Genomic DNA, 24123 nt, shown 5'->3' with positions numbered 1-24123 from the left:
GGCTTGGCATGTCAGCACTTCAAAAAGCAAACCTTGGAACTGCGCCGACCGGTGCAGGCGGCGATGACCAGCGCACAGCGAACACGAGGTTCAATGCGAACGTCGATGTCTTGAGCACCCAGGCGGCGCTGACGACCGCGGGTTCGATCGCAACTTCGCAAGCTTTGACGGCAGCCCATATCGGTAAGCGTATCGGCGTCAACATCACAGGCGGTGGCACGATCAACCTGCCGGTCGCGTCGACGTGTCCGGCGGATGGCGTGATGCTTATTCGAAACGTGAGCGGTGGGGTGCTTTCGCTCGCGGTGGCCGCCGGCTCTGGTGATTCTCTGGCGCTCGGCCGACTCAACTCGGGTGAGAGCGTGCTGTTGGACACCGACGGCGTGAAATCGTGGCGAATCCTCATGCGGGGCCGTTCGTATACCCCGGACGAAACCGTTATCGGCAATCAGTCCGTTGGAGGTAGTGCGACGATCGGCACGGACGCGAGCATTGGGCGAGACGTGACGGTCGGTGGGAAGGTACTCGCAACCGGCGAGATGCAGTGTCGCTCGACAAACGCCTATCGCATGGTATCCAGCGGCGATTACGGGACGTTCTGGCGGAAGGATAGTACCGCGCTCTACCTGATGCGTACGGCGGCCGGGGACCAGTTCGGAAACTGGGATACCGCTCGTCCATTCACCTACAGCCTGAAAGACGACAAGGTGACGATCGACGGAACGGGCGCGGGATGCTCGATCGGGTCGCGTCCGACCTTCGCAGGAAAAACGCCGTGGGACAACGGAAATCTGGTGAGCCCGTGGCATGCCGGGAATATGACGCGGCCGGCGGTGTTTAGCGCCAACGGCGGAACGGAAACGGACCTCAACCCGAGTGCCTATGAAACCCGTCTATCGGTAGACGTTGTAGTCGGTGCGGGCGGGACCATCATGGCGACTGCAACAGCCGCGCTGAATCTAGCGGCTGGTGTCGGGGGTGCGACGGACGTGCTGATGCGGTTCCGCATCGCGGACGGCGCGACCGTTGTGTTCGACGGGCAGGACGACGTTTCGACCGTCGCGGCGGCGGATGCGGGCTTGGGTGGACGCGAAAAGCTTGTGGCTACTCTCGCAAAGGACGGGCTTACGCCGGGTAAGAAGTACACGCTGCAGCTCTTGCTCAAGAAGACTCAACCGGTCGGACCGCTCTATCCGCGGGTTATGAGGATCGCGGGGATTACAACGTGACGATCACAGCAGATATTCAGTCGCTCGAGCCCGGTCATCGAATCCAGCTTTTCGAGGTCGACTGTTCGGAAATCGGGGGTGACGTCCTTCGATTCCATGGTCATTCGCAGTCGGAGTCGATCGCTTGGCAGGGGCTCGAATATAAGCCCTGGCCGATTCAGGGGGCCGGATTTGAGCGAACGTCGGATGCGCGGCAACCGTCGCCGACACTCACGGTCGGCGACATCAACGGCACGATCACGGCGCTGTGTATCGCGCTCGATGATCTGGTCGGCGCGAAGGTGTTCCGGCGGCGCACGCTCGCGAAGTACCTGGATGCGATCAACTTCCCTGTCGAACAGGTGGTATCGAATCAGCGGTTCGCGACTGGCGACGGCGTAACACGTGCGTACCAGCTCGTCGGACCGGATAGCTTGCCGGTCGTGCGCGATGTGAACGTGAGCGCGATTCGTCGAAGCGACTGGCAGGGCGACCGGTTGCTTTATCCGACGCCGAGAACGAATCAGTTCATCAACTCGCAGAATTTTGCGGCTTCGGGCTGGCAGCGTTCGCTGTTGAGCGTGTCGAGCGATCCCGGAATGGCATCGCCTAATCCCGACGATGCGGGCGGTGTTCAGCGGTTGATTCCGTCAACAGCAAGCGGTGCGCACTATCTTGATCAGCACGCTTCTTACGACGCCGGGCTGAAGGCGACGCGATACGGCTTCTTCAAAGCGGGCTCGCTCAATCTGATCGAATTGCGCGTCTACGGGTCGCCGACGAATTCCTACTCTGGAATTCTGGTCGACCTGAAAACGGGGCAGTTCAAAACGATAGGCAACGGGACGTACGAGCGAACGTACTGGGTCAATGGCCTGCGCGATGGATGGTGGGAAATCGGGCAGACGGTCGCATTTCCCGCTGACACCGGGACGGATCACATTTTCCGGGCGATCGTGTGGACCGGGACGCTCGATGTCCCGACGCAGATGTATGCGGGCGACGGCACGAGCTTCTTGTACCACTGGGCGCAGCACTGCGAGCTTGGTGACGTTGCGGGGGCATACATTCCGACGGCGGGAGCGGCGAAGACCGCAACCGACTATGCGCTGGCCCCGGATGGGGTCGTGCAGTTTGCGTCCGCGCCGGCAAGGTCTTCGGCGCTCACGTGGTCAGGGTCCGGTGTCGCAGGCAATAACCCGACTGCTGACCCGAATGAGAAGTGGCCCGACGAACAGTGGCGAATCGAACAGAAAAGCGACGAGCAACCGGGCGTACAGGTCGAGTTCACGCTGTCGTCGCCGCTCGACTTTGGTGGACAACAGGTGCCGGCGCGGCAGATGGTCGGCATGTGTCAGTGGCGCTATCGCGGCCCTGAATGTGGGTACACCGCAATGGTGTTTTTCGACAAGAACGATATGCCGGTAGGCGATCCTGCTTTGGATCGTTGCAGCCAGAAAACCAGTGGATGCGAATGCCGATTTGGCGTCAATAACCCGCTATCGTGGGGCGGCTTTTTGTGCGACACGCTCGCCTAGCCGTCGATCAATCTCTCTTCACGGACCCGCCTTCTGGCGGGTTTTTTAATGGACGAACGAATCAAGCAAGCGATCGCGCAGCACGCGATTGCGGAGTACCCGCGCGAGTGCTGCGGCCTGATCGTCAGGGGCGAGACGGCCGACGAGTATGTGCCTTGCCAGAACGTCGCGAAGTCGCCGACCGAGCAATTCGTGCTCGCACCCGAAGACTATGCGGCGGCCGAAGACGTCGGCGCGATTGTCGCGATCGTGCACTCGCATCCGAACGCGACAGCCCAGCCGAGCATGGGGGATCTCGCGATGTGCGAAGTCGCGGGCATCGCATCGTGGGTGATCGTCTCGCTCGGTGTGCAGGCCGACGGGGCGATCGGAGTCGACGACTGGTGCGAGTTCGCGCCGAGTGGCTACGTCGCGCCGCTGTACGGCCGCGAGTACGTGCATGGCGTACTCGACTGCTATGCGCTGGTGCGCGACTGGTATCTCGCCGAGCGCGGGACCGTGCTCCCGGACTTCGAGCGCAAGGATGGCTGGTGGGACGACGGCTACTCGAATCTGTATATCGCGCACTACCAGGACGCAGGATTTCTCGACGTGGGCCGTGATGCCGTGCTCGAGCCGGGCGACGTGCTGCTGATGCAGGTGCGGAGCAAAAACGGCGTGCCGAACCATTCGGGCGTGTATCTCGGCGACGGCATGTTCGCGCATCACATGTATGGGCGGCTGTCCTGTCGCGCGGTGTGGGGCTCGATGTGGCGCGACTCGTGCACGACGGTCCTCCGGTATGTCGGAGGTGCGCGATGAGCGAGCGATTGCGGGAGGTGCGGCTCTACGGGATCGCGGGTACGCGGTTCGGGCGAGTGCATCGCCTAGCGGTGTCGTCGACCGCGGAGGCGGTGCGCGCGCTGTCGGTACTGATTCCGGGCTTTCGGCAATTTCTGTTGGAGGCGCGCGGAAAGGGGCTGACGTTCGCGGTGTTCAACGGGCGCCGAAACTTGAGCAAAGACGATCTCGACGCGCCTGTCGGGAGTGACGCGATTCGAATCGCGCCCGTAATTATCGGCAGCAAGGCCGGCGGTTTGTTTCAAACGATTCTGGGCGCCGCGTTGATGGTGGTCGGATTTGTGTTCGAGCAGCCGTCGTTGATCGGGATGGGTGCCTCACTGGCGCTTGGTGGCGTTGCGCAGATGTTAAGCCCGCAGCAGCCAGGACTCGCAGGCGTGGCCGACAACGGCACGTCCTACTACTTCAATGGGCCGGTGAATAGTCCGGCGCAAGGCGAGCCGGTGTCGCTCACTTACGGCGAGCTGGTCGTGGGTTCAAAGGTCGCGAGTTCGGGCATCTACACAGAGGATCAGGTGTGAAAAAGCTATATGCAGAGTCTGGCCCGAAACGTATCAGTGGCGCAAAGGGCGGTGGTGGCGGTGGTGGTGGCAGCGAGTCGCCCGACAGCCTGCATTCCATCGCACGCGCGAAGGTGCTCGACATTGTCTCGGAAGGCGAAATCGAAGGTCTCATCAACGGCCTGCAGTCGGTGTATCTCGATGGCACTCCGATCCAGAACGCGGACGGCTCGGTCAACTTCCAGAATTACAGCGTCGACGTCCGAACTGGCACGGTCGATCAGGACTTCATAGCAGGTTTTCCAGCGGTCGAGCGTGAATCGGCCGTCGGCGTACCGCTGACGTCTGACGCGCCGTGGGTGCGTCAGGTGCAGAACACGCAGCTCACGGCGGTGCGTATTCGATTCGGCCTGCCGGCCCTGCAGAAAAACGACCCGTCGGCCGGCGCGGTCGGCTATCGCGTGGAATATGCGATCGATCTGTCGGTCGACGGCGGTTCATATGCGCAGGTCTTGCAAGGCGCGTTCGACGGCAAGACGACGTCGCTCTATGAGCGATCGCATCGGATCGAATTGCCGCGTGCAAAAACAGGGTGGCTGGTGCGTGTGCGTCGTATCACGCCGAACGCGCATAGCGCGCTGATCGCCGACACGGTAAACATCGAAGCGATCGCGGAAGTCATCGATCGCAAGCTGCGCTATCCGATGACGGCACTCGTCGGCATGACGTTCGACGCGCGATCGTTTTCGCAGGTGCCGGTGCGCTCGTACGGCGTGCGCGGCTTGATTATCCGTGTTCCGTCGAACTACGATCCGACGACGCGGACGTATTCGGGGGTGTGGGACGGTACATTCAAGATGGCGTGGTCGAACAACCCTGCATGGGTGTTCTATGACCTGCTGCTGAATGCGCGCTACGGTCTCGGCAAAAACGTCGACGCATCGATGGTCGACAAGTGGGGGTTGTACGAGATCGCGCGGTATTGCGACGTGATGGTGTCGGACGGCCGTGGCGGTGTTGAGCCACGATTTACGTGTAACTGCGTGATCCAGTCGGCGGCCGACGCGTTCAAGGTATTGCAGGATCTGGCGAGCGTGTTTCGTGGGATCGCGTATTGGGGGCCGGGCGCGGTTGTCGCGTCAGCCGACATGCCGTCCGATCCGGTGTACGTGTACACCGCCGCCAACGTGATCGACGGCGCGTTTCGGTATGTCGGCAGCGAGCGCAAGACGCGGTACACGGTCGCGCTCGTGAGCTACAACGACCCGACGAATCAGTACAAGCAGGCTGTCGAGTACGTCCCGGACGACGATGGTATCGCGCGCTACGGCGTCGTTAAGACGCAGGTAACGGCGTTCGGTTGCACGTCGCAGGCTCAGGCGCATCGCCTGGGGCTGTGGATCCTGCTGACGTCGCGATATGAGTCCGGCTCGGTGTCGTTCCAGGTCGGTATGGACGGCGTGCTGGTCGGACCGGGGCAAGTGATCGCGATTGCCGATCCGAAGAAGGCCGGCGCGCGCATGGGCGGTCGACTCCGTTCGGCGGTCGGCAACGTGATCGTGCTGGACAAGGCGCCCGCGGTTGCGGCAGGCGATCGCTTCACAGCAATTCTGCCGTCGGGGCTCGCACAAACTCGCGCGGTGAAGTCTGTCGACGGTGATGTGCTGACCTTGGTTGATCGGTTCGATGCGGATCCGATCCCGGGTGCGGTGTGGATGCTGGAAAGCGACAAGCTCGCCGCGCAGCTCTACCGCGTCGTCAGTGTGCAGGAGAGCGACGACGAAGGGCAGATCGCATACACGGTCACCGCGACGAAGCACGAACCGGGCAAGTACGCGGCGATCGACGACGGCGCACAGATTCAGCAACGTCCGATTACGGTCGTTCCGCCGTCGGTACAGGCGCCGCCGAGCAATGTCCGGATCACGACGTATTCGGTGATCGACCAAGGCATCGCGAAAACCAACATGGTGATCGCGTGGGATGCCGCCGACAAGGCGGTGACTTATTTGCCGGAATGGCGGAAGGATAACGGCGACTGGGTCAGCGTCGCACAGACGGGCGGCCTGCAAGTCGAGATCCCGGGCATCTATCAAGGGCGGTACGTGGCGCGCGTGCGTGCGCAGAACGTGATGAACGTAACGTCGCTGCCGGCCGTCAGTGCGGAAACGGCGCTGAACGGGAAAACGACGCCGCCGCCGGCCGTCGCGTCGTTGAAGGCGGTCGGTGCAGTCTACGGGATCAATCTGGATTGGGCATTCCCGGCAGACGGCACAGCTGCCGATACGCAGCGCACGGAGATTTGGCAGAGTCGCACGACGAATCGCGCTGACGCAATCAAGCTGTCGGATTTTGCGTATCCGCAGGCGTCGACGTCGATGCAAGGTCTCGCGCCTGGTCAGGTGTTCTACTTCTGGGCGCGGCTCGTCGACCGGTCCGGCAACGTCGGATCGTGGTTCCCGGCGAGCGGGCCGGGCGTGCAGGGGCAGCCGACGACGGATGAAACCGAGTACGAAAAGTACTTCGCAGGTCAGATTTCGCATTCGGCCCTCTCGGACGACCTGAAGAAGCCGATCGATGCGATTCCGGGCATCCAGAAGGACGTATCGAGCAACGCAACGGCAATCGCGAAGGAGGTATCGGATCGCACCAGCGCGATCACGGCAGAGGCAACCGCTCGTGCGAACGCGGATAACGCGGAGGCGGCAGCTCGCGCGAAAGCACTGTCGGACGAAGTGCTCGCACGAAACGCGGCGATCGCTGCAGAGGCAACGGTTCGCTCGGCACAGATTGAGCAGGAGGTCGCTGACCGTATTGCGGCCATCAAGAAGGAGGCGGAGGAGCGGCAGGCGGCGCTGGCGGCCGAGACGTCGGCTCGGACGACGGCGATCGCCGGTGAGGCGTCGGCACGCGATGCGGCCATCAAGGCTGCGTCCGATGTGCAGGCGCGCGAACTGGCCGATCAGGCAGCGAAGCTCGGCGCCTCGATCGCGTCGGAGCAATCCGCACGGCAATCGGCGGACTCGTCGCTGTCGAGTCGGATCGACACGAACACTGCGGCGATTGGTAAGAACACGTCCGCGATTCAGTCCGAGCAGGTTGCGCGCGCGTCCGCAGTCGACGCGGAGGCAAACCAACGTGAGTTGCTGGCTACACAGCTTCGCGGCGGATACGACGGTGCCGATCTCAGTAAGGTAACGAGCGGCCTGATCGGGCAGGAACGTGACGCACGGGTGACGCAATACGAGTCGGTCGTGCAGCAAATCACGCAACTGCAGGCGGGAGTCGGCGAGCAGTTCGATTACGCGCAGATCTGGTACTTCACGAACGGGGTTGATGGGTGGACCGCGCAATCTGGTACACCGACGGTAACGGCGTCCTGGATGAAGCCTCCGTCGGTCGCGAAGGGCTACGTGCAGTCGCCGGCATCGCTCGACATTAATGGCGACGAGTACCGGCAGGTTCGTCTACGTATTCGCAAGACCGGTAATCCGGGTTGGTATGGATTCGTCGGTCGCAACATCGCGGGTACGTGGTCGAACTTGGAGATCCCGGAACCGGACTACGATGAGAGCGGCATTGCGGTTGTGATGCTCAACGATGCGTGGAGCGGAAGTGTCAGCCAGCTTCGGGTGTATCTGGCGCTGGCGCCGACGGCAAAGGATTTTTTCGAAATCGATTGGGTTGCGGTCGGTCGTCCTGCACCGGGCGCAAGCAGTGCTGCGCTCACCAGCGAAGCGATGGCGCGGGCGACTGCCGACACGGCCGAAACGACCGCGCGACAGCAGCTGTCGGTGAAGCTCACGGGGTTGCAGGATCCGACCGGTGGGAAGTTGGAGTCGCTGCCAAGCGGACTGCTCGTCGACGAGCGAAACGCTCGCGTTGCGGCGGATTCGGCGAATGCATCGGCGATTACTTCGTTGCAAGTGTCGGTCGGTCAAAACGCGGGTGCGATTCAAACGGAATCGAATACGCGTGCGACTGCGGATGCGGCGTTGTCGACTCGGATCGATACCGTGTCCGCGACGACGAACGCAAACAAGGCCGATATCAGCAGTGAAGTAACGGCCCGAACGAACGCTGATACGGCGCTCGGGAAGCGCATCGACACGGTGACGGCAGATGTCGGCGCGAACAAGGCGTCGATCACGGCTGAACAGCAGGCGCGGGCAGATGCAGATACCGCGCTTGGTAAGCGTGTCGACGCAGTTACGGCGACGGCTGCCGCGAATGCAGCGGCCATTACGCAGGAGCAATCTGCGCGTGCCGATGGCGACACAGCGAACGCCAACAGCATCGCGGCGGTGCAGGCTCAAACCGACGCGAAGAATACGACGTTCCGGCAGTCGGTGACGCCGATTGCCAAGGCGATCAATGACGTTTGGATCGACCTTGGCAGCACGAACCTGTTGCGTAGTTCACAGGATTTCACGACGGGTTCGTGGTCGAAGCAGCGCGCGTCCGTGGTGGCCGCCGCGATTGCCGCGCCGGATGGAACACAGACGGCGCAGCGGTTGGTGGAAGCTACCAATACGGATTCCAGCGCGCACTATTTCGACCAGACGCCGGCAGGGCTCGACACGACTGGCACGTACACGCGTTCAGTCTTCGTCAAGGCGGCCGAGCGGTCATGTGTGTTTCTCGCGGTGTATTGCGCCCATAACACGGGTTCTTACGCGCGAGTCATCTTCAGTGCGGAAACGGGGAAGTTCTCCGGTGCCGCGATTACCAACGGAGTTCAGTCGTACGCCGCGTTCCCGCTGGCGGACGGCTGGTGGAGGATTTCTCAGACACTGAAATTCACTACGGTCGACACGGCCTTTATTGTTCGCACCGGTGTGGCACTCAACACCACCGATTTCAATTACAACGGCGACGGCGTGAGCGGGGTCTACGTGTGGGGCGCGCAGCTCGAGGCGCTGGCCGGCGCCGGGCGTTATGTCCCGACGGCCGCCAACATCGTCAGCACGGTCGGTAACAACAGTCTGTTGGTCTGGGATGGCACTGATTGGGTGTTGTCGCAGGATGCCGGGTTGGCCAACAACGCAGCGGCGATCGCGACCGAGGCCGATGCGCGTGTGTCCGCGGACAGTGCTCTGGCGACTCGAATCGATAGCGTGACGACGTCCGCAGCGGCGAATTCCGCCGCGATTACCGGGGAGCAAAAGGCGAGGGCGGACGCGGATGGTGCGCTGTCTACCCGAATCGACGCGGTGACGGCCACGGCGAACGGTAACAAGGCCGCGATCAGCAGCGAGACGTCGGCGCGCGCATCGGCCGATACGGCTTTGTCGACGCGTATCGATTCGCTCGGTTCGACTGTGGCAGGCAATACCGCTGCGATTTCGGCCGAGCGATCAGCGCGGGCCGACGCCGACTCGGCGCTTGGTAAGCGTGTCGACTCGGTGACGGCGGACGTCGGTGCGAACAAGTCGGCGATCGCGACGGAGCAGCAAGCCCGAGCGGACGCCGACACAGCGCTCGGAAAGCGTGTCGACACGGTCGCGGCGACGGCCGCTGCGAACGGTGCCGCGATCACGCAAGAAAAGACTGCGCGCGCCGACGGAGACGCGGCAAACGCGGAGAGCATCGCACTGGTGCAGGCACAGACCAATGCGAAAAACACGACGTTCCGACAGTCGATCACGCCAGTCGCCAAGGCGGTGAACGACGTATGGATCGATCTCGGCAGCACGAACCTGATTCGGTATTCGGAGGACTACACGAACGGGGCGTGGTCGAAGGTGCGGTGCTCGATTGTGAAGGATGCGATCGCTGCGCCGGCAGGTTCCGGGAAGGCGCAGAAGCTGGTGGAGTCGACGGACGACGGTGAGCACTACGTCGATCAATATCCGAACATCGATCCGACGCGGCCGTTTACCCGCTCGCTGTACGTGAAGGCGGGCGAGCGCGCCAAGCTGCAAATCAAGGTGTTTTGCCGCAACAACACCGGCACGTTTGGTGGTGTCGTATTCGACGCGACCAGCGGGGCGTTTTCCGCGCCGGGCTTGTCCAAGGGAACGCATTCGTACGGAGCGGTGCCGCTGTCGGATGGTTGGTGGCGCGTCATCTATACGGCGCAGTTCACCACGTCGGACACGTCGATCATTCTGCGCACGCAGGTGTACAACGGGTCGACGACGTATGCGGGAGACGGCACCAGCGGTATCTACGTATGGGGGCAGCAGCTCGAAGCGCTCGCGGGCGCGGGACGCTATATCCCGACTGGGAACGATGCCGTTAGCACGGTGGGGAACAACAGCCTGTTGGTGTGGGATGGCGCGGCCTGGGCGTTGTCGCAGGATATCGGGCTCGCCAACAACGCGGCGGCGATCTCGACGGAATCGAGCGCGCGGGTCACTGCCGACGATGCACTGTCGGGTCGTATCGATACCGTCAGTGCATCTGCGGCTGCAAACTCGGCTGCACTCGTCACTGAGCAAAAAGCTCGGGCCGACGCAGACAGTGCACTGTCGTCTCGCGTTGATGCGGTGACGTCGACGGCGAACAGCAACAAGTCGGCGATCGCATCGGAGCAAACGGCACGCACCGATGCCGATTCGGCACTGGGCAAGCGGATCGACTCGGTTACGGCGACTGCGGGCGGTAACACCGCGGCGATCGTCGCCGAACAGAAAGCGCGCGCTGACGGAGACTCGGCCAACGCGAGCGCGATCTCGTCGCTGTCGAGCAAGGTCGCTGACGCTAACGCGGCGATTTCTAGTGAGGCAAGTACGCGTGCGAGCGCCGATGGCGCTTTGTCCGGTCGCATCGACACAATCAATGCGGCCGTGGGTCAGAACACCGCCAATATCGGGGCGGAGCAGAAGGCTCGGGCAGATGCCGACAGCGCGTTGTCGAATCGTATCGAAAGCGTGTCGGCACAGATTAACGTGCCGATGGCCGGCGATACGGGGCAGGCGGCCGGCTCGACGCAGGTCATGGCCGGTGTCTATTCGGAGCAGTCGGCGCGAGCCGAGGCTGATATGGCGCTCGCACAACGGATCGATACCGTTACCGCGCAGCTGCAGTCGGATCAGGCGGATCTGTTCGCCGGTATCCAAGTCGAGACTCAGGCTCGAGTGGATGCCGACAGCGCGCAGGCTTCGCAGATTGCAACGATCAGTGCGAAAGCGAACGACAACGAAGCGGCGGTACAGACGGTCGCGCAGTCGTACGCGGATCTGAATGGACGTGTCGCAGCGTCCTACCAGATCAAGACGCAGGTTACGACGGACGGCAAGACGTACATCGCAGGGATCGGCATCGGGATCGACAACAACGATGGTGTTGTCGAGTCGCAGGTGCTGGTGTCGGCGAGCCGGTTTGCGGTGGTCGATCCGAACAACGGCGGATCGTCGATCGTGCCGTTCGTCGTGCAGGGCGGCCAGGTGTTTCTCCGTCAGGCAATGATCGGGACCGGCTGGATTACGAACGCGATGATCGGCAGTTACATCCAGTCGGATAACTACATCGCGGGGCGGCAGGGCTGGCGGCTCGATAAGAGCGGCCTGTTCGAAATCAACGCCTCGGACGGAAGCGGAAATCGCCTGGTGGTCGATGGGAGCAGCGTTCGGGTTTATGACGGTAACGGCGTGCTTCGCGTGCGCATGGGGATGTGGTGATGACGGCCGGACTTCAGATTTTTGACGGCTCCGGCCGTTTGATTCTCGACGCGAAGTCGCGTGCGGGGCGAGTTATCGGAATAGTGCCGACCGGAGGAGTCGATGGGAGGGTGGCCGCCGACATGTCCGGCGGCGAACCGTTTTGGGCGTTTATGCCGCAGCAGATTTTTTACAGAGTATCTGGCGCCGAGCCGTCGCCGGTTGTGTCGATTGATAGGTCCGGCGTCAGTTGGAGCTACAGCGCGAATTCCGATAATTCCCCCGCATATGTTCGGGTGCCGGGTTGGATCGTTTTTGGGGTGTATTGATGGGGGCAGGATTTCAAGCATTCACTGATACCGGCATGTATCAGATCGACGGTTCGACACCAAACTACCAGATGGTGCAGGCGATGTCGGCCAGCTCGGCGGATGGCGTGCTTCTGCTCGCGACTAATAACGTCGGCAGGCCGTTCTATACGACGCTTCCGAACGTTTCGTTCACGTTCAATGCCGCCGCGGGACCGATGTATGGCGTCTATGCATCGGACGGTGTCGGAATCACGGTATGGAGCACTTCGGTAAACGGAAATACGTACACGCTAACGTTTATTACTGAGCGTCCGTGCACGGTCAACTTTTTCCTGTTCGATCGCGTGCCGACGGCGGCCGGGAAATTCGGACTGCAGGTTTTCAATGACCGCGGCGAGTTGATCGCAGATTCGTCGAAGCCGTTTCTCCGTGTGCTCGATGTGATCTACAACGAGTACCTGCCGGGAACGGGTTGGGCGGTGCTCGGCGCACCGGGGGCGCCTTGGGACTCTAGGACGTATGGCGTTCCGGTGATCGTGTCCGGGATCTATCCAGTTCGGCAGGTGTGGAGTTACGACCCTGCGGGCCTCGAGCTGAGTTCGATTCGCGTAAGCGGCAATACGGTTTCTTGGGGAGCAACGATGTACGGAGGGGGGCGAAAACCAAATTGGACTGGGTTCCGGGAGCAATGGCACTCGCGCTTTATGGTGTTGGACGCAACCGGAATTATTTGATGAGGGGCCGCCACTTGGCGGCCTTTCTTTTTACGGGCAGGGAACGGGGAGCGGTAATGCAAGAGCACGAAAAGACGATCTTGGAGTTGATCCTTATGGGCGGACTAATTGGCATTGCGAAAGTTTTGGTTGGTAGCGAGCAATTGACTGTTCGACTGGTGGTCGGGCGTGCGGTGCTCGGTTCGGCGACGTCGATGGTCGCGGGGCTTGCGCTCCTGCAGATCCCCGATTTGCCGCCGATCGCGCTGCTCGGCCTCGGCAGTGCATTGGGCATCGTCGGCTCGCAGTACCTCGAGGTGCTGCTGCGACGAAATGCAAAGCGGGTATTCGGAGGGAAATGAAGATGGGAAATATCACGGCACATTTCACGCTCGACGAATTGATCGCGAGCGACACGGCGCGCCGGCGCGGGATCGACAACACGCCAACTGCGGCGGTGGCGGCAAACCTGCGAAGGACCGCCGAAGCGCTCGAGCGCGTGCGTGAATTGCTCGGCGGTCGACCGGTGATTATTACGTCGGGCTATCGATCGCCAGCGCTGAATCGCGCGGTCGGCGGTGTCCCGAACAGCGCTCACCAGGCGGGGCTGGCCGCTGACTTTGTGTGCCCGAAGTTCGGGGCGCCGCTCGATATTTGCAGGGTGATCAGTCGGTCGCCGATCGAATTCGATCAGCTCATCCAGGAAGGAACGTGGGTGCATATCGGGCTCGCAACAGCCGGCGTGAAGCCGCGTCGGCAGGTGCTGACAGCATCGTTTGGCTCGGCGACTACGACGTATTCGGAGGGGCTATGACCTGGCTCGATCCGCGGGTGTGGATGGCGATCGTGCTGTCGGTGGTCGTCGGCGCCGCGACCGGATATTTCAGGGGGCATCGTGATGCCGACCAATCGCACACGGTAGAAATGCAAGCGCAGCGCATTCGCGAGCTCGTCGGCGAGCGCGACGAAAGCGATCGAATCGCTCGCCAACAACAAGGAAATGCTGAAGATGCTTCGAAGAAACGTGATCAGGCGGTCGCTGATGCTGCCGCTGCTGCTTCTGCTGCTGACGGCCTGCGCAAGCAAGTCGCCGAGCTCGTCGAGCGCGCGCGAGGTTCCGCCGCTCAGGCCGGAAGCGAGGCAACCGGTGACGCCCTCGATCTGCTCGCCGACGTGCTCGGCCGGACTGACGAGGCTGCGGGAGAGTTCGCGCAAATCGCTGACCAGCGGGGCATTGCCGGAGGGCAATGCGAAAGAGACTACGACTCCCTGATGGGGGCGGTGGCGCATTAGCAGCTCGGCCCATGCTTGCCATGGGCTTACTGCTTTTCCGGCTTCGTAATCTATATGTAAAATACGGAATCCGGGGACACAACAATTTTCGACCTGAGAACCACAATGAAAAAGACCTTGATTGCAGCTGTTTTGACGGGGATCGCGCTTTCGGCTTGCGGCGGCGGTGGCGGCGATGAGTCGACGCCGGCAGTGGCTGGTCCGGCGATTCGTTTGACATATTCGGGTGTGCCGCTCGCGTCCGGGGCGCGAGCGCGTGCAATGGCGGCGGCGGAAGCTGGCGCGTCTGCGGTGGTGCCGGGTGGCGCACAGGCGACCGTCGCCGCGTTGCAGGGGGCATTCCAGGCACGAGGCGCAGACATCGGCGTATTCCCGGGCGTCATTGATGGCACGACGTTGCACCAGCTCGTCATGGCCGATGGAAACGACGTGGCGCCGACGGTGGAGGAATTCGCGAAGGCAAACGTCAACATCAGCGAGTGGGTGCTGGTGAACTTCGAGTTGGACGACATGTCCGGCTACGTCGACACGGACGAGAAGCGCGCGCAAGTCGCTCAGTTCAAAAAAGACATCTACACGTATGTCGGGCGTGAGTACCTGAAAGGACGCGTCGTGTTCGCGGCACTGCCGATCGTGTCGTGCGCGGCCGACCGGGTTGTGACGTCGGCCGATAGCGGTGGCAATGCAATTGCGACGGCTATCCCGACAGCATCGAAGGCGCTCTATGAGGCAATCAATGCGGCTGCGACGGGCAACGCGAACGTATTCAAGTTTGATACGGTGGGCGGGGTGCTCAATCCGGACCCGGCCCATATGGGCGCCGATTGCTCGACGCCGGATCAGACCGTGACCGAGGTGCAAATCGCGGGCATTGCTGATCCGTTGGTCCAGCGCTACAGCGTCGCGCTGGATACGATCAACAAATGCAAGTACAACCCGGAGGCCATCCCGGAGGACGGTCGGTCTGCGCAGTGCTGGGGCATTGAGCCGGTGAAGAAGTAACGCCCGGCCGATTGCTATATGGCGCTGATCTCGAGACGCTTGCCGAGTGCGGCAAGTGCCTCGGCAAGCGTGTCGATTTTCGTCGTATGGGCTAGATCCATGATCCGCGTAACTTCCTGCGGACGGGTGCCCATACGGCGCGCCAGTTCGGCTGGCGTTACACTTTGTGCCAGCATTTCATTCAAGAGCAGAACCTTTGCGGACACGCTCGCAGGCAGCGCGATAAGCTCCTCGTCCTTCTCGATTTTCGATGGCGGAGGAACCGGTCGCTTATCTTCGAAATAGAAATCCATCGCCGTCAACAATGCGTCGGCGCCCATAGAGCGAGCCTCGTCGAGAGTGTCGCCCTGAGTGATTGCTTCGGGGATGTCCCGGAACGTGACGACGTATCCGCCGCTTTCATTGTCCGGCTCAAACCGCGCGGGATAGCGCAACATAGTCATTCTCCATTGCTGCTGAGAAACGGTGTCGGGAAGGCCCCTTGCGGGGCCCTCCCTCATTTCAAACCGAGTTGCTTCTTGATTCCTTCCATCGTCCCTTTCTTCAATTCCTTGCTCGGGTGTCGTGGAAGTGTGGCCCGGTTGCCGTTCAGGTACGCCTTTGTGTGATTCGCACCTTCTTCGAATCGCACGCCCTGTTCGGCGAGCCACCTCTTGAATTCACTCTGCTTCACCGTTCCTCCGTGTTGTGAACATGGAGACACTATAAACAAAAATGCTTATCATCGCAAGCATTTTTGTTTATGCCATGGCGTTACGGGCTCGCCGAGCTAAACCGGAGGGGCGCGCGATATGTGCGTGTAAATGATCTGGCGCTACGCCAGAATTACGCCAAACTACGTGGGGAGGCTTGCTGGGAAAGGAAAGGGCGGGGCTTCTTGGTCCCCCCGACAGGAATCGAACCTGTATCTAGCGCTTAGGAGGCGCTTGTTCTATCCATTGAACTACGGGGAGAGCCATGTCCGCGGTATCGTGTGTTGAACACGCGATACGGGACGGCTGTGTGGACAGCGCGCAGAGTATAGCAAACGCGCGGCGCATCGGCGCACGGAATGCGTGCCGATGCGCGGCTGGCGCGTTAAAACGTGGTCGGGAATCGAGAATCGGGAATCAGAAATCGACGACGACGAAATCTTCCTTGCCCACGTCGCACAGCGGGCAGCGCCAGTCGGCGGGAATGTCGGCGAAACGGGTGCCGGCGGGGATGCCTTCATCGGGCAGACCTTCCGCTTCGTTGTAGACCCACCCGCAAATCAGGCAGACCCAGCTCTGGTATTCGGTTACTTCGCTCATGTGGCGCTCGGGATGATGAAAGTCGGTGATGCCGCTTGCGGCACGGCCGGCGGATGAAAGGCGCAATGGTACCGGAATTTCGCCGAACGCCTCGGCAACGTCGTTTTAAACGTACGCATCGCGAACAACCGCCGTCGTCGCGCGGGTCGGGCACGCAGTGTATGCTTCGTGAGCCTTTCAATCTGAAGGAGGAAACGATGCTCAACAAGAAATGGATCGCGGGCGCGGTTTGTGTCGCGGCATTGGCCATGTCGACGCTCGCGCGTGCCGAGGCGCGCGTGTTCTTCGTCGAGCCGAAGGACGGCGCGACGGTATCGAGCCCCGTGCACGTGAAATTCGGCCTCGAAGGGATGGAACTCAAGCCGGCCGGCGACATGACGCCGGACACGGGCCACCATCACCTGCTGATCGACGGCAAGCCGGTGCCGAAGGGCGACGTGATCCCGGCCACCGACCATTCGCTGCACTTCGGCAAGGGCCAGACCGAAACCGACTTGAAGCTGCCGCCTGGCCAGCACACGCTGACGCTGCAATTCGGCGACGGCGCACACCGTTCGTACGGTCCGGAAATGAGCTCGACGATCACGATCAACGTGCAGTAAAACGCGCCGCCCGCAGCGGACGCCCGGCCGGGAACTGCGGCCGGATGTCCGCCGCAGGCCTTGCGCAACGCCAAGGCATCGCATGCGGGCCCCTCCACCGGGCACACGCCGTCACGCACCCGCAGCGTAAAAAGAAGCGCACATCGGCCTAGTCCGTTCGGCCATCCCGGCGCGGACGTCCGCCACCGGTACAATGGGCGCTTCCGATTTCTCTCTTCGCCGTCTCCCCATGTCGCTCTATTCCATTACCGGCGCGCAACTCGCGTTCGGTCACGTCGCGTTGCTGGACCACGCGGACTTCTCGCTGGAGGCCGGCGAGCGCGTCGGCCTGATCGGTCGCAACGGCGCGGGCAAGTCGTCGCTGCTGAAGATCGTTGCAGGGCTGGCGAAGCCCGACGACGGGCTGATCACGCGCCAGCAGGAGCTCGTGACCGTCTACGTGCCGCAGGAGCCCGAATTCGAGCCCGGCGCGACGGTGTTCGACGCGGTGGCGTCGGGGCTTACGCATACGCGCGAAGTCCTCGAAGAATACGACTCGATCGCGCACCGTCTTGCGGAGACGCCGGAAGGTGCCGAGCACGACGCGCTGCTCGCGCGGATGAACGCGCTGCAGTCGTCGCTCGATACGCACGACGCGTGGAACTGGCGCACGCGTGTGTCGATGACGCTCGCACAGATCGGCCTGACGGACGGCGACGCACAGGTCGACGCGCTGTCGGGCGGGATGCAGAAGCGTGTCGCGCTGGCACGCGCGCTGGTGTTGCAGCCCGACGTGCTGCTGCTTGACGAACCGACCAACCACCTCGACTTCGACGGCATCCGCTGGCTGGAAGAGCTGCTGGTCACGCAGCGCGCGGGCCTGCTGTTCATTACGCACGATCGCGCGTTCCTCGACCGCGTCGCGACGCGCATCGTCGACCTCGATCGCGGCGGTCTGCTGTCGTATCCGGGCAATTTCTCGGCGTACCAGACGCGCAAGGCGCAGCAGCTGGAAGTCGAGCGCGTGGAAAACGAAAAGTTCGACAAGCTGCTCGCGCAGGAAGAAGTGTGGATCCGCAAGGGCGTCGAGGCGCGCCGCACGCGCAGCGTCGGGCGCATCGCGCGGCTCGTGCAGATGCGCAACGATCGCGCGGAGCGCCGCAACGCGCAAGGCAACGTGAAGCTCGACGTCGCGCAGGGCGAGAAGTCGGGCAAGATCGTCGCGGAGCTGACCGACGTGACGAAACGCTACGGCGATCGCACGGTGGTCGACACTTTCTCGACGACGGTCATGCGCGGCGACAAGATCGGTTTCGTGGGCCCGAACGGCGCGGGCAAGACGACGCTGCTCAAGCTGATCCTCGGTGAGCTGAAGCCCGACGCAGGCACGGTGCGCACCGGCACGAACCTGCAGGTTGCTTACTTCGACCAGATGCGCGCGCAGCTCGACCAGGAAAAGAGCCTGGCCGACACGATCAGCCCGGGCAGCGAATGGGTCGAGATCGGCGGCGTGCGCAAGCACGTGATGAGCTATCTCGGCGACTTCCTGTTCGCGCCGGAACGCGCGCGTTCGCCGGTGAAGTCGCTGTCGGGCGGCGAGCGCAACCGGCTGCTGCTCGCACGCCTGTTCGCGCGCCCGGCCAACGTGCTGGTGCTCGACGAACCGACCAACGACCTCGACATCCCGACACTCGAACTGCTCGAAGAGCTGCTGGCCGATTACGACGGCACGGTGCTGCTCGTCAGCCACGACCGCGCATTCCTCGACAACGTCGTGACGTCGGTGATCGCGGCCGAAGGCGACGGCAAGTGGCGCGAGTACGTCGGCGGCTTCACCGACTGGCAGATCCAGAGCGAGCGGTCGCAGCAGCTCGCGCAGCAGGAAGCGGCGAAGCGCGCCGTGAAAGACGCGGCGCCGGTCAAGGACGAGGCGGCGAAAAGCGCGGCCGGCCGCAACGCGCAGCGCACGGTGAAGCTGTCGTTCAACGAGCAGCGCGAACTCGATGCGCTGCCGGAGAAGATCGCCGCGCTCGAGGAAGAACAGAAGACGATCAACGCGCAGCTCGAGGACGGCTCGATCTTCGCGAAGGATCCGCAGGAAGGCACGCGCCTGACCGAGCGGTTCGCGGCGATCGACGACGAACTGCTCGCCGCGCTCGAGCGGTGGGAGACGCTCGAGGCGAAACGCAAACCGGTCTGACCCACGGCACGCGGGCCGCCGGGCCGGTGCCGCACGCGCGGTGGCCGGCCGGTGGCGCGGTGTGACGATCTTGCGGTGGCGCGCCACGCGGAACCAGTAAAATACCGCGCGTCCCGGGCCGCGCAGCGCATGCCGCGCGCCCGCTTTCGGAGCAGTCCAAGCACACCGTTGTTTCGATTCGCTTTTTTACGGAACTCAACGCTTTGTCCACGACGTTATCCACACGAGATGTGGAAAACGTCCCGATGAACGACGAAATTCAGCGCCTATGTCAACGAAGAAGCCCAGCGCGGCCTACAGCGAAGCATCGATCAAGGTGCTCAAGGGCCTCGAGCCGGTCAAGCAGCGGCCCGGCATGTACACCCGTACCGAAAATCCGCTGCACATCATTCAGGAAGTCATCGACAACGCGTCCGACGAGGCACTCGGCGGCTACGGCAAGCAGATCACGGTCACGCTGCACGCCGATCAGTCGGTGTCGGTCGAGGACGACGGCCGCGGCATCCCGTTCGGGCTGCATCCCGAGGAAGGCGTGCCGGTCGTCGAGATCGTGTTCACGCGCCTGCACGCAGGCGGCAAGTTCGACAAGGCCGCCGGCGGCGCATATACGTTCTCGGGCGGCCTGCACGGCGTCGGCGTGTCGGTGACGAACGCGCTCGCGACGCGCCTCGACGTGACGGTCTGGCGCGACGGCAAGATCGCCGAGCTCGGTTTCGCCGACGGCGATGTCGTCAAGCCGCTCGTGACGCAAGGCGCGGGCCGCGGCGAGAAGAAATCCGGCACGCGCGTGCAGGTGTGGCCGAATCCGAAGTACTTCGACTCGCCGAACCTGCCGCTCGGCGAACTGCAGCGCTTGCTGCGCTCGAAGGCCGTACTGCTGCCGGGCGTCGAGGTCGTGCTCGTCAACGAGAAGACCGGCGAGCGTCAGACATGGAAGTACGAGGACGGCCTGCGCGGCTACCTGCTCGACGAGATGAACGGCAGCGAGCTGCTGATCCCGCTGTTCGAAGGCGAGCGCTTCGCCGATGCGCGTTCGGCCGACGACACGTTCGCCGAGGGCGAGGGCGCATCGTGGGTCGTCGCATGGAGCGAGGAAGGCTCCCTCGTGCGCGAGTCGTACGTGAACCTGATTCCGACGCCGGCCGGCGGCACACACGAGTCGGGCTTGCGCGACGGTCTCTATCAGGCGGTGAAAAGCTTCGTCGAGCTGCACAACCTGCAGCCGAAGGGCGTGAAGCTGCTCGCGGAAGACGTGTTCGCGCGCGTGTCGTTCGTGCTGTCCGCGAAAGTGCTCGATCCGCAGTTCCAGGGGCAGATCAAGGAACGCCTGAACAGCCGCGACGCGGTGAAGCTCGTGTCGTCGTTCTCGCGTCCCGCGCTCGAACTGTGGCTGAACCAGCACGTCGAGCACGGCAAGAAGCTCGCGGAGCTCGTGATCAAGCAGGCGCAGGCGCGCACGCGCGCGGGCCAGAAGGTCGAGAAGCGCAAGAGCTCGGGCGTCGCGGTGCTGCCGGGCAAGCTGACCGACTGCGAGACGGAAGATATCGCGCGCAACGAACTGTTCCTCGTCGAGGGCGACTCGGCGGGCGGTTCCGCGAAGATGGGCCGCGACAAGGAATACCAGGCGATCCTGCCGCTGCGCGGCAAGGTGTTGAACACATGGGAAACCGAGCGCGATCGCCTGTTCGCGAACAACGAGGTGCACGACATCTCGGTTGCGATCGGCGTCGATCCGCACAGCCCCGACGACACCGTCGACCTGTCGAACCTGCGCTACGGCAAGATCTGCATCCTGTCGGACGCTGACGTCGACGGTTCGCACATCCAGGTGCTGCTGCTCACGCTGTTCTTCAAGCATTTCCCGCAGCTGATCGAGCGTGGGCACGTGCACGTCGCGCGGCCGCCGCTGTTCCGCATCGATGCGCCCGCGCGCGGCAAGAAGCCCGCGCAGAAGCTCTATGCCCTCGATGAAGGCGAACTCGAAGCGACGCTCGACAAGCTGCGCAAGGACGGCGTGCGCGACACGCAATGGAGCATCAGCCGCTTCAAGGGGCTCGGCGAAATGAGCGCCGAGCAGCTGTGGGACACGACGATGAACCCCGACACGCGCCGCCTGATGCCGGTGAAGCTCGGCGAGCTCGACTACGAGGCGACCGTCGCGCGGATGACGATGCTGATGGGCAAGGGCGAGGCAGCCGCGCGGCGCGGCTGGCTCGAGGAAAAGGGCAACGACGTCGAAGCGGATATTTAGTGCAGTGTTCGACGCCGATCGGCACTGATGCGCAGCGGGTTCGCGCCCGTGGCGGCGTCGCAAATCCTTGTGATGCCGTCTGGCATCGCTGCGGTTTGCTTCTTGCCGCGAACGCGAACCCGCTGGCGCATCGGCACCGTCTGGCATCGAACGCTACACCGCGCCTGCGCGGCCGGGCATGACGCCCGGCCCGGCCTCATGCCACTTACGAATACGGAATTCAGATGGACGACAATACTTCCGATCTCTTCGCCGGGTCCGACGCACCGGACGCCGATGCGCTGACGCTCGGCAACTACGCGGAGCAGGCGTATCTCAGCTATGCGGTCAGCGTCGTGAAGAGCCGCGCGCTGCCCGACGTGTGCGACGGCCAGAAGCCGGTGCAGCGCCGGATCCTGTTCGCGATGAACGAAATGGGCCTCGGCCCCGATGCGAAGCCGGTGAAATCGGCGCGCGTGGTTGGCGACGTGCTGGGTAAATACCACCCGCACGGCGACCAGTCGGCGTACGACGCGCTCGTGCGTCTCGCGCAGGACTTCTCGCTGCGTTACCCGCTGATCGACGGGCAGGGCAACTTCGGCTCGCGCGACGGCGATGGCGCGGCGGCGATGCGATACACCGAAGCGCGGCTCACGCCGATTTCGAAACTGCTGCTCGACGAGATCGACCAGGGCACGGTCGATTTCATGCCGAACTACGACGGCTCGTTCGAGGAACCGAAGACGCTGCCGAGCCGCATGCCGTTCGTGTTGCTGAACGGCGCGTCGGGCATCGCAGTCGGTCTCGCGACGGAAATTCCGTCGCACAACCTGCGCGAAGTCGCGGCGGCGGCAGTCGCGTTGATCCGCAATCCGAAGCTCACGCACGCGGAGCTGATGAACCTGATTCCCGGCCCGGATTTCCCGGGCGGCGGCCAGATCATCTCGAGCGACGCCGAAATCTCGGCGGCATACGAATCCGGCCGCGGCAGCCTGAAGGTGCGTGCGAAATGGAAGATCGAGGATCTCGCGCGCGGCCAGTGGCAGCTCGTCGTCACCGAATTGCCGCCGAACACGTCGGGCCAGAAGGTGCTCGAGGAAATCGAGGAACTCACCAACCCGAAGCTCAAGCTCGGCAAGAAGACGCTCACGCCCGAACAGCTGAACACGAAGAAGGCGATGCTTGACCTGCTCGATGCGGTGCGCGACGAGTCGGGCAAGGAGGCGGCGGTGCGGCTCGTGTTCGAGCCGAAGTCGCGCACGATCGACCAGACGGAATTCGTGAACACGTTGCTCGCGTATACGAGCCTCGAATCGAACGCGACGCTGAACCTCGTGATGATCGGCGCCGACGGCCGGCCGGGCCAGAAGGGCCTGCTGACGATCCTCGACGAGTGGGTGAAGTTTCGCCAGCTGACGATGACGCGCCGTTGCCGCCATCGTCTCGCGAAGGTCGACGACCGCATCCACATCCTCGAAGGGCGGATGATCGTCTTCCTGAACATCGATGAGGTGATCCGCATCATCCGCGAATCGGACGAGCCGAAGGCCGCGCTGATGAGCGCGTTCGGCCTCAGCGAGCGGCAGGCCGAGGATATCCTCGAAATCCGCCTGCGCCAGCTCGCGCGGCTCGAGAAGATCAAGATCGAGAAGGAACTCGACGCGCTACGCGACGAGAAGGCGAAGCTCGAGGAACTGCTCGCGAATGAAAGCGCGATGAAGCGGCTGATGATCAAGGAGATCGAGGCCGATGCGAAGCAGTACGGCGACGATCGCCGCACGCTGATCCAGCAGGAAAAGCGCGCGACGTTCGAGGCGAAGGTCGTCGACGAGCCGGTGACGGTCGTCGTGTCGCAAAAGGGCTGGGTGCGTGCGCTGAAAGGCCACGGGCTCGATCCGGCGAGCTTCTCGTTCAAGGCCGGCGACAGCCTGTACGCGGCGTTCCAGTGCCGCACGCCGGATCGTCTGATCGCGTGGGGCAGCAGCGGCCGCGTGTACTCGGTCGACGTATCGGTGCTGCCGGGCGGGCGCGGTGACGGCGTGCCGGTCACGTCGCTGATCGAGCTCGAATCGGGCTCGCACCTGATGCACTACTATGCGGCGCCGGTCGACCAGCAACTGCTGCTCGCGTCGAGCAACGGCTTCGGCTTCCTCGCGAAGGTCGGCGACATGGTGAGCCGCGTGAAGGCCGGCAAGTCGTTCATGACGATCGACACGGGCGCGGTGCCGCTCGCGCCGATGCCGGTGCTGCCGAACGCGACGCAGGTCGCGTGTCTGTCGAGCGGCGGTCGCCTGCTGGTGTTCGGGATGGACGAGATGAAGACGCTGTCCGGCGGCGGGCGCGGCGTGATCCTGATGGCGCTCGAGGACAAGGAAACGCTCGTGCAGGCGCTCGCGATCGATCCGGCCGGCGTCGTGCTGATCGGCACCGGCCGCGGCGGCAAGGCGCAGGACGACACGCTGTCGTATGCGGGGCTCGCGCCGCACATCGGCAAGCGCGCGCGCAAGGGCCGCGCGCCGGACACGAAGCTCAAGGTCGTCAACGAACTGCGTCCGATGCTCGGCTGACGCTCGATCCGCTCGCCGGCTCGACCGGCATCGAAGGCTGCACCTCCGCTTCGGCGGGCGTGCGGCCTTTCCTTTTGCGGCGACGCCGTATTCAGGTAGGCGAGAGTGGCGCCGTCGCGCGGAACTTGCAAAATATTGTGAAATGCTGCCAGGGGTCTGAACCGAGCGGCGGTCCGCCGGTCGAATGTCGCTTGATACCGCGCGTGACGCGGCTGTTCGTTGCACTCAACCCATCACAGGATTG

16 protein-coding genes, 1 tRNA gene and 4 pseudogenes are annotated in these 24123 nt (G+C 63.2%); 17 read left to right on the top strand and 4 right to left on the bottom strand.

All coding sequences use genetic code 11. The features are described from left to right. The first annotated feature begins 8 nt into the window (after nucleotides 1-8). The 13 genes and pseudogenes from DIE13_RS13525 (at nucleotide 9) to DIE13_RS13465 (ending at nucleotide 15009) form a co-directional block, all read left to right on the top strand. On the top strand, nucleotides 9-1229 hold the full coding sequence (locus tag DIE13_RS13525) for a hypothetical protein (protein WP_124827671.1): 1221 nt from the start codon (nucleotides 9-11) through the stop codon (nucleotides 1227-1229). Next, nucleotides 1226-1561, top strand: a pseudogene (locus DIE13_RS13520) (phage minor tail protein L); the annotation flags it as partial. The gene DIE13_RS13525 and the pseudogene DIE13_RS13520, both read left to right, overlap by 4 nt. Before the next feature lie 837 nt (nucleotides 1562-2398). Continuing rightward, a pseudogene (locus DIE13_RS13515) lies at nucleotides 2399-2746 on the top strand (phage minor tail protein L); the annotation flags it as partial. A gap of 48 nt (nucleotides 2747-2794) precedes the next feature. Next, nucleotides 2795-3547, top strand: coding sequence for a C40 family peptidase (locus tag DIE13_RS13510; protein WP_124827670.1), 753 nt, complete (start codon nucleotides 2795-2797; stop codon nucleotides 3545-3547). Further along, nucleotides 3544-4107 (top strand): tail assembly protein, encoded by a 564-nt coding sequence (locus tag DIE13_RS13505; RefSeq protein ID WP_124827669.1) that lies wholly within the window; start codon nucleotides 3544-3546, stop codon nucleotides 4105-4107. Before DIE13_RS13510 ends, DIE13_RS13505 begins: the two co-directional genes overlap by 4 nt. Continuing rightward, a pseudogene (locus tag DIE13_RS33690) lies at nucleotides 4104-6671 on the top strand (host specificity protein J); the annotation flags it as partial. The gene DIE13_RS13505 and the pseudogene DIE13_RS33690, both read left to right, overlap by 4 nt. Nucleotides 6672-10973: 4302 nt before the next feature. Beyond that, nucleotides 10974-11711, top strand: a pseudogene (locus tag DIE13_RS33820) (DUF1983 domain-containing protein); the annotation flags it as partial. After that, nucleotides 11711-12019 (top strand): hypothetical protein, encoded by a 309-nt coding sequence (locus tag DIE13_RS13490; RefSeq protein WP_185731199.1) that lies wholly within the window; start codon nucleotides 11711-11713, stop codon nucleotides 12017-12019. The pseudogene DIE13_RS33820 and the gene DIE13_RS13490, both read left to right, overlap by 1 nt. After that, nucleotides 12019-12735 carry a hypothetical protein gene (locus DIE13_RS13485; RefSeq protein ID WP_124827667.1) on the top strand — a complete coding sequence of 239 codons (717 nt, stop codon included), beginning with the start codon at nucleotides 12019-12021 and terminating at the stop codon, nucleotides 12733-12735. The genes DIE13_RS13490 and DIE13_RS13485 overlap by 1 nt, the downstream gene beginning before the upstream one ends. 56 nt (nucleotides 12736-12791) lie before the next feature. Beyond that, entirely contained in the window at nucleotides 12792-13076 is a 285-nt protein-coding gene (locus tag DIE13_RS13480) for a phage holin family protein (protein WP_124827666.1), read from the top strand. A 2-nt stretch (nucleotides 13077-13078) separates the two neighbouring features. Further along, nucleotides 13079-13528: a D-Ala-D-Ala carboxypeptidase family metallohydrolase gene (locus DIE13_RS13475; protein WP_124827665.1), complete on the top strand. Its 450-nt coding sequence runs from the start codon at nucleotides 13079-13081 to the stop codon at nucleotides 13526-13528. Next, nucleotides 13525-14007, top strand: coding sequence for a DUF2514 family protein (locus DIE13_RS13470; protein ID WP_124827664.1), 483 nt, complete (start codon nucleotides 13525-13527; stop codon nucleotides 14005-14007). Before DIE13_RS13475 ends, DIE13_RS13470 begins: the two co-directional genes overlap by 4 nt. 105 nt (nucleotides 14008-14112) lie before the next feature. Next, nucleotides 14113-15009, top strand: a complete 897-nt coding sequence (locus DIE13_RS13465; protein WP_124827663.1) for a hypothetical protein — start codon at nucleotides 14113-14115, stop codon at nucleotides 15007-15009. Nucleotides 15010-15023: 14 nt separating this feature from the next. Here DIE13_RS13465 and DIE13_RS13460 read toward each other — a convergent pair whose 3' ends face one another. The 4 genes from DIE13_RS13460 to DIE13_RS13445 form a co-directional block, all read right to left on the bottom strand. Next, on the bottom strand, nucleotides 15024-15446 hold the full coding sequence (locus tag DIE13_RS13460; protein ID WP_124827662.1) for a type II toxin-antitoxin system HicB family antitoxin: 423 nt from the start codon (nucleotides 15444-15446) through the stop codon (nucleotides 15024-15026). A 59-nt stretch (nucleotides 15447-15505) separates the two neighbouring features. Then, nucleotides 15506-15682, bottom strand: a complete 177-nt coding sequence (locus tag DIE13_RS13455) for a type II toxin-antitoxin system HicA family toxin (RefSeq protein WP_124492260.1) — start codon at nucleotides 15680-15682, stop codon at nucleotides 15506-15508. A gap of 205 nt (nucleotides 15683-15887) precedes the next feature. After that, a tRNA-Arg gene (locus DIE13_RS13450) sits at nucleotides 15888-15962 on the bottom strand. 156 nt (nucleotides 15963-16118) lie between these two features. Continuing rightward, on the bottom strand, nucleotides 16119-16301 hold the full coding sequence (locus DIE13_RS13445; protein ID WP_006478164.1) for a rubredoxin: 183 nt from the start codon (nucleotides 16299-16301) through the stop codon (nucleotides 16119-16121). 197 nt (nucleotides 16302-16498) lie between these two features. On the opposite strand from DIE13_RS13445, the gene DIE13_RS13440 reads away from it, so the two are divergent. From DIE13_RS13440 to parC, 4 genes are all read left to right on the top strand, one after another. Further along, complete coding sequence (locus DIE13_RS13440; protein WP_124827661.1) at nucleotides 16499-16903, top strand: DUF4399 domain-containing protein; 405 nt, start codon at nucleotides 16499-16501, stop codon at nucleotides 16901-16903. A gap of 193 nt (nucleotides 16904-17096) precedes the next feature. Further along, nucleotides 17097-19082 (top strand): ATP-binding cassette domain-containing protein, encoded by a 1986-nt coding sequence (locus tag DIE13_RS13430; RefSeq protein WP_175751222.1) that lies wholly within the window; start codon nucleotides 17097-17099, stop codon nucleotides 19080-19082. A 268-nt stretch (nucleotides 19083-19350) separates the two neighbouring features. Beyond that, nucleotides 19351-21333 (top strand): DNA topoisomerase IV subunit B, encoded by a 1983-nt coding sequence (locus DIE13_RS13425; RefSeq protein WP_124827659.1) that lies wholly within the window; start codon nucleotides 19351-19353, stop codon nucleotides 21331-21333. A gap of 224 nt (nucleotides 21334-21557) precedes the next feature. Continuing rightward, nucleotides 21558-23879: a DNA topoisomerase IV subunit A gene (gene parC, locus DIE13_RS13420; RefSeq protein ID WP_124827658.1), complete on the top strand. Its 2322-nt coding sequence runs from the start codon at nucleotides 21558-21560 to the stop codon at nucleotides 23877-23879. Nucleotides 23880-24123 lie beyond the last annotated feature (244 nt).

Source organism: Burkholderia sp. Bp9016 (genome assembly GCF_003857765.1).
Taxonomy (GTDB): domain Bacteria; phylum Pseudomonadota; class Gammaproteobacteria; order Burkholderiales; family Burkholderiaceae; genus Burkholderia.
The sequence above is the reverse complement of the archived record's forward strand: the minus strand, read 5'-3'. Positions and strand labels throughout refer to the sequence as shown.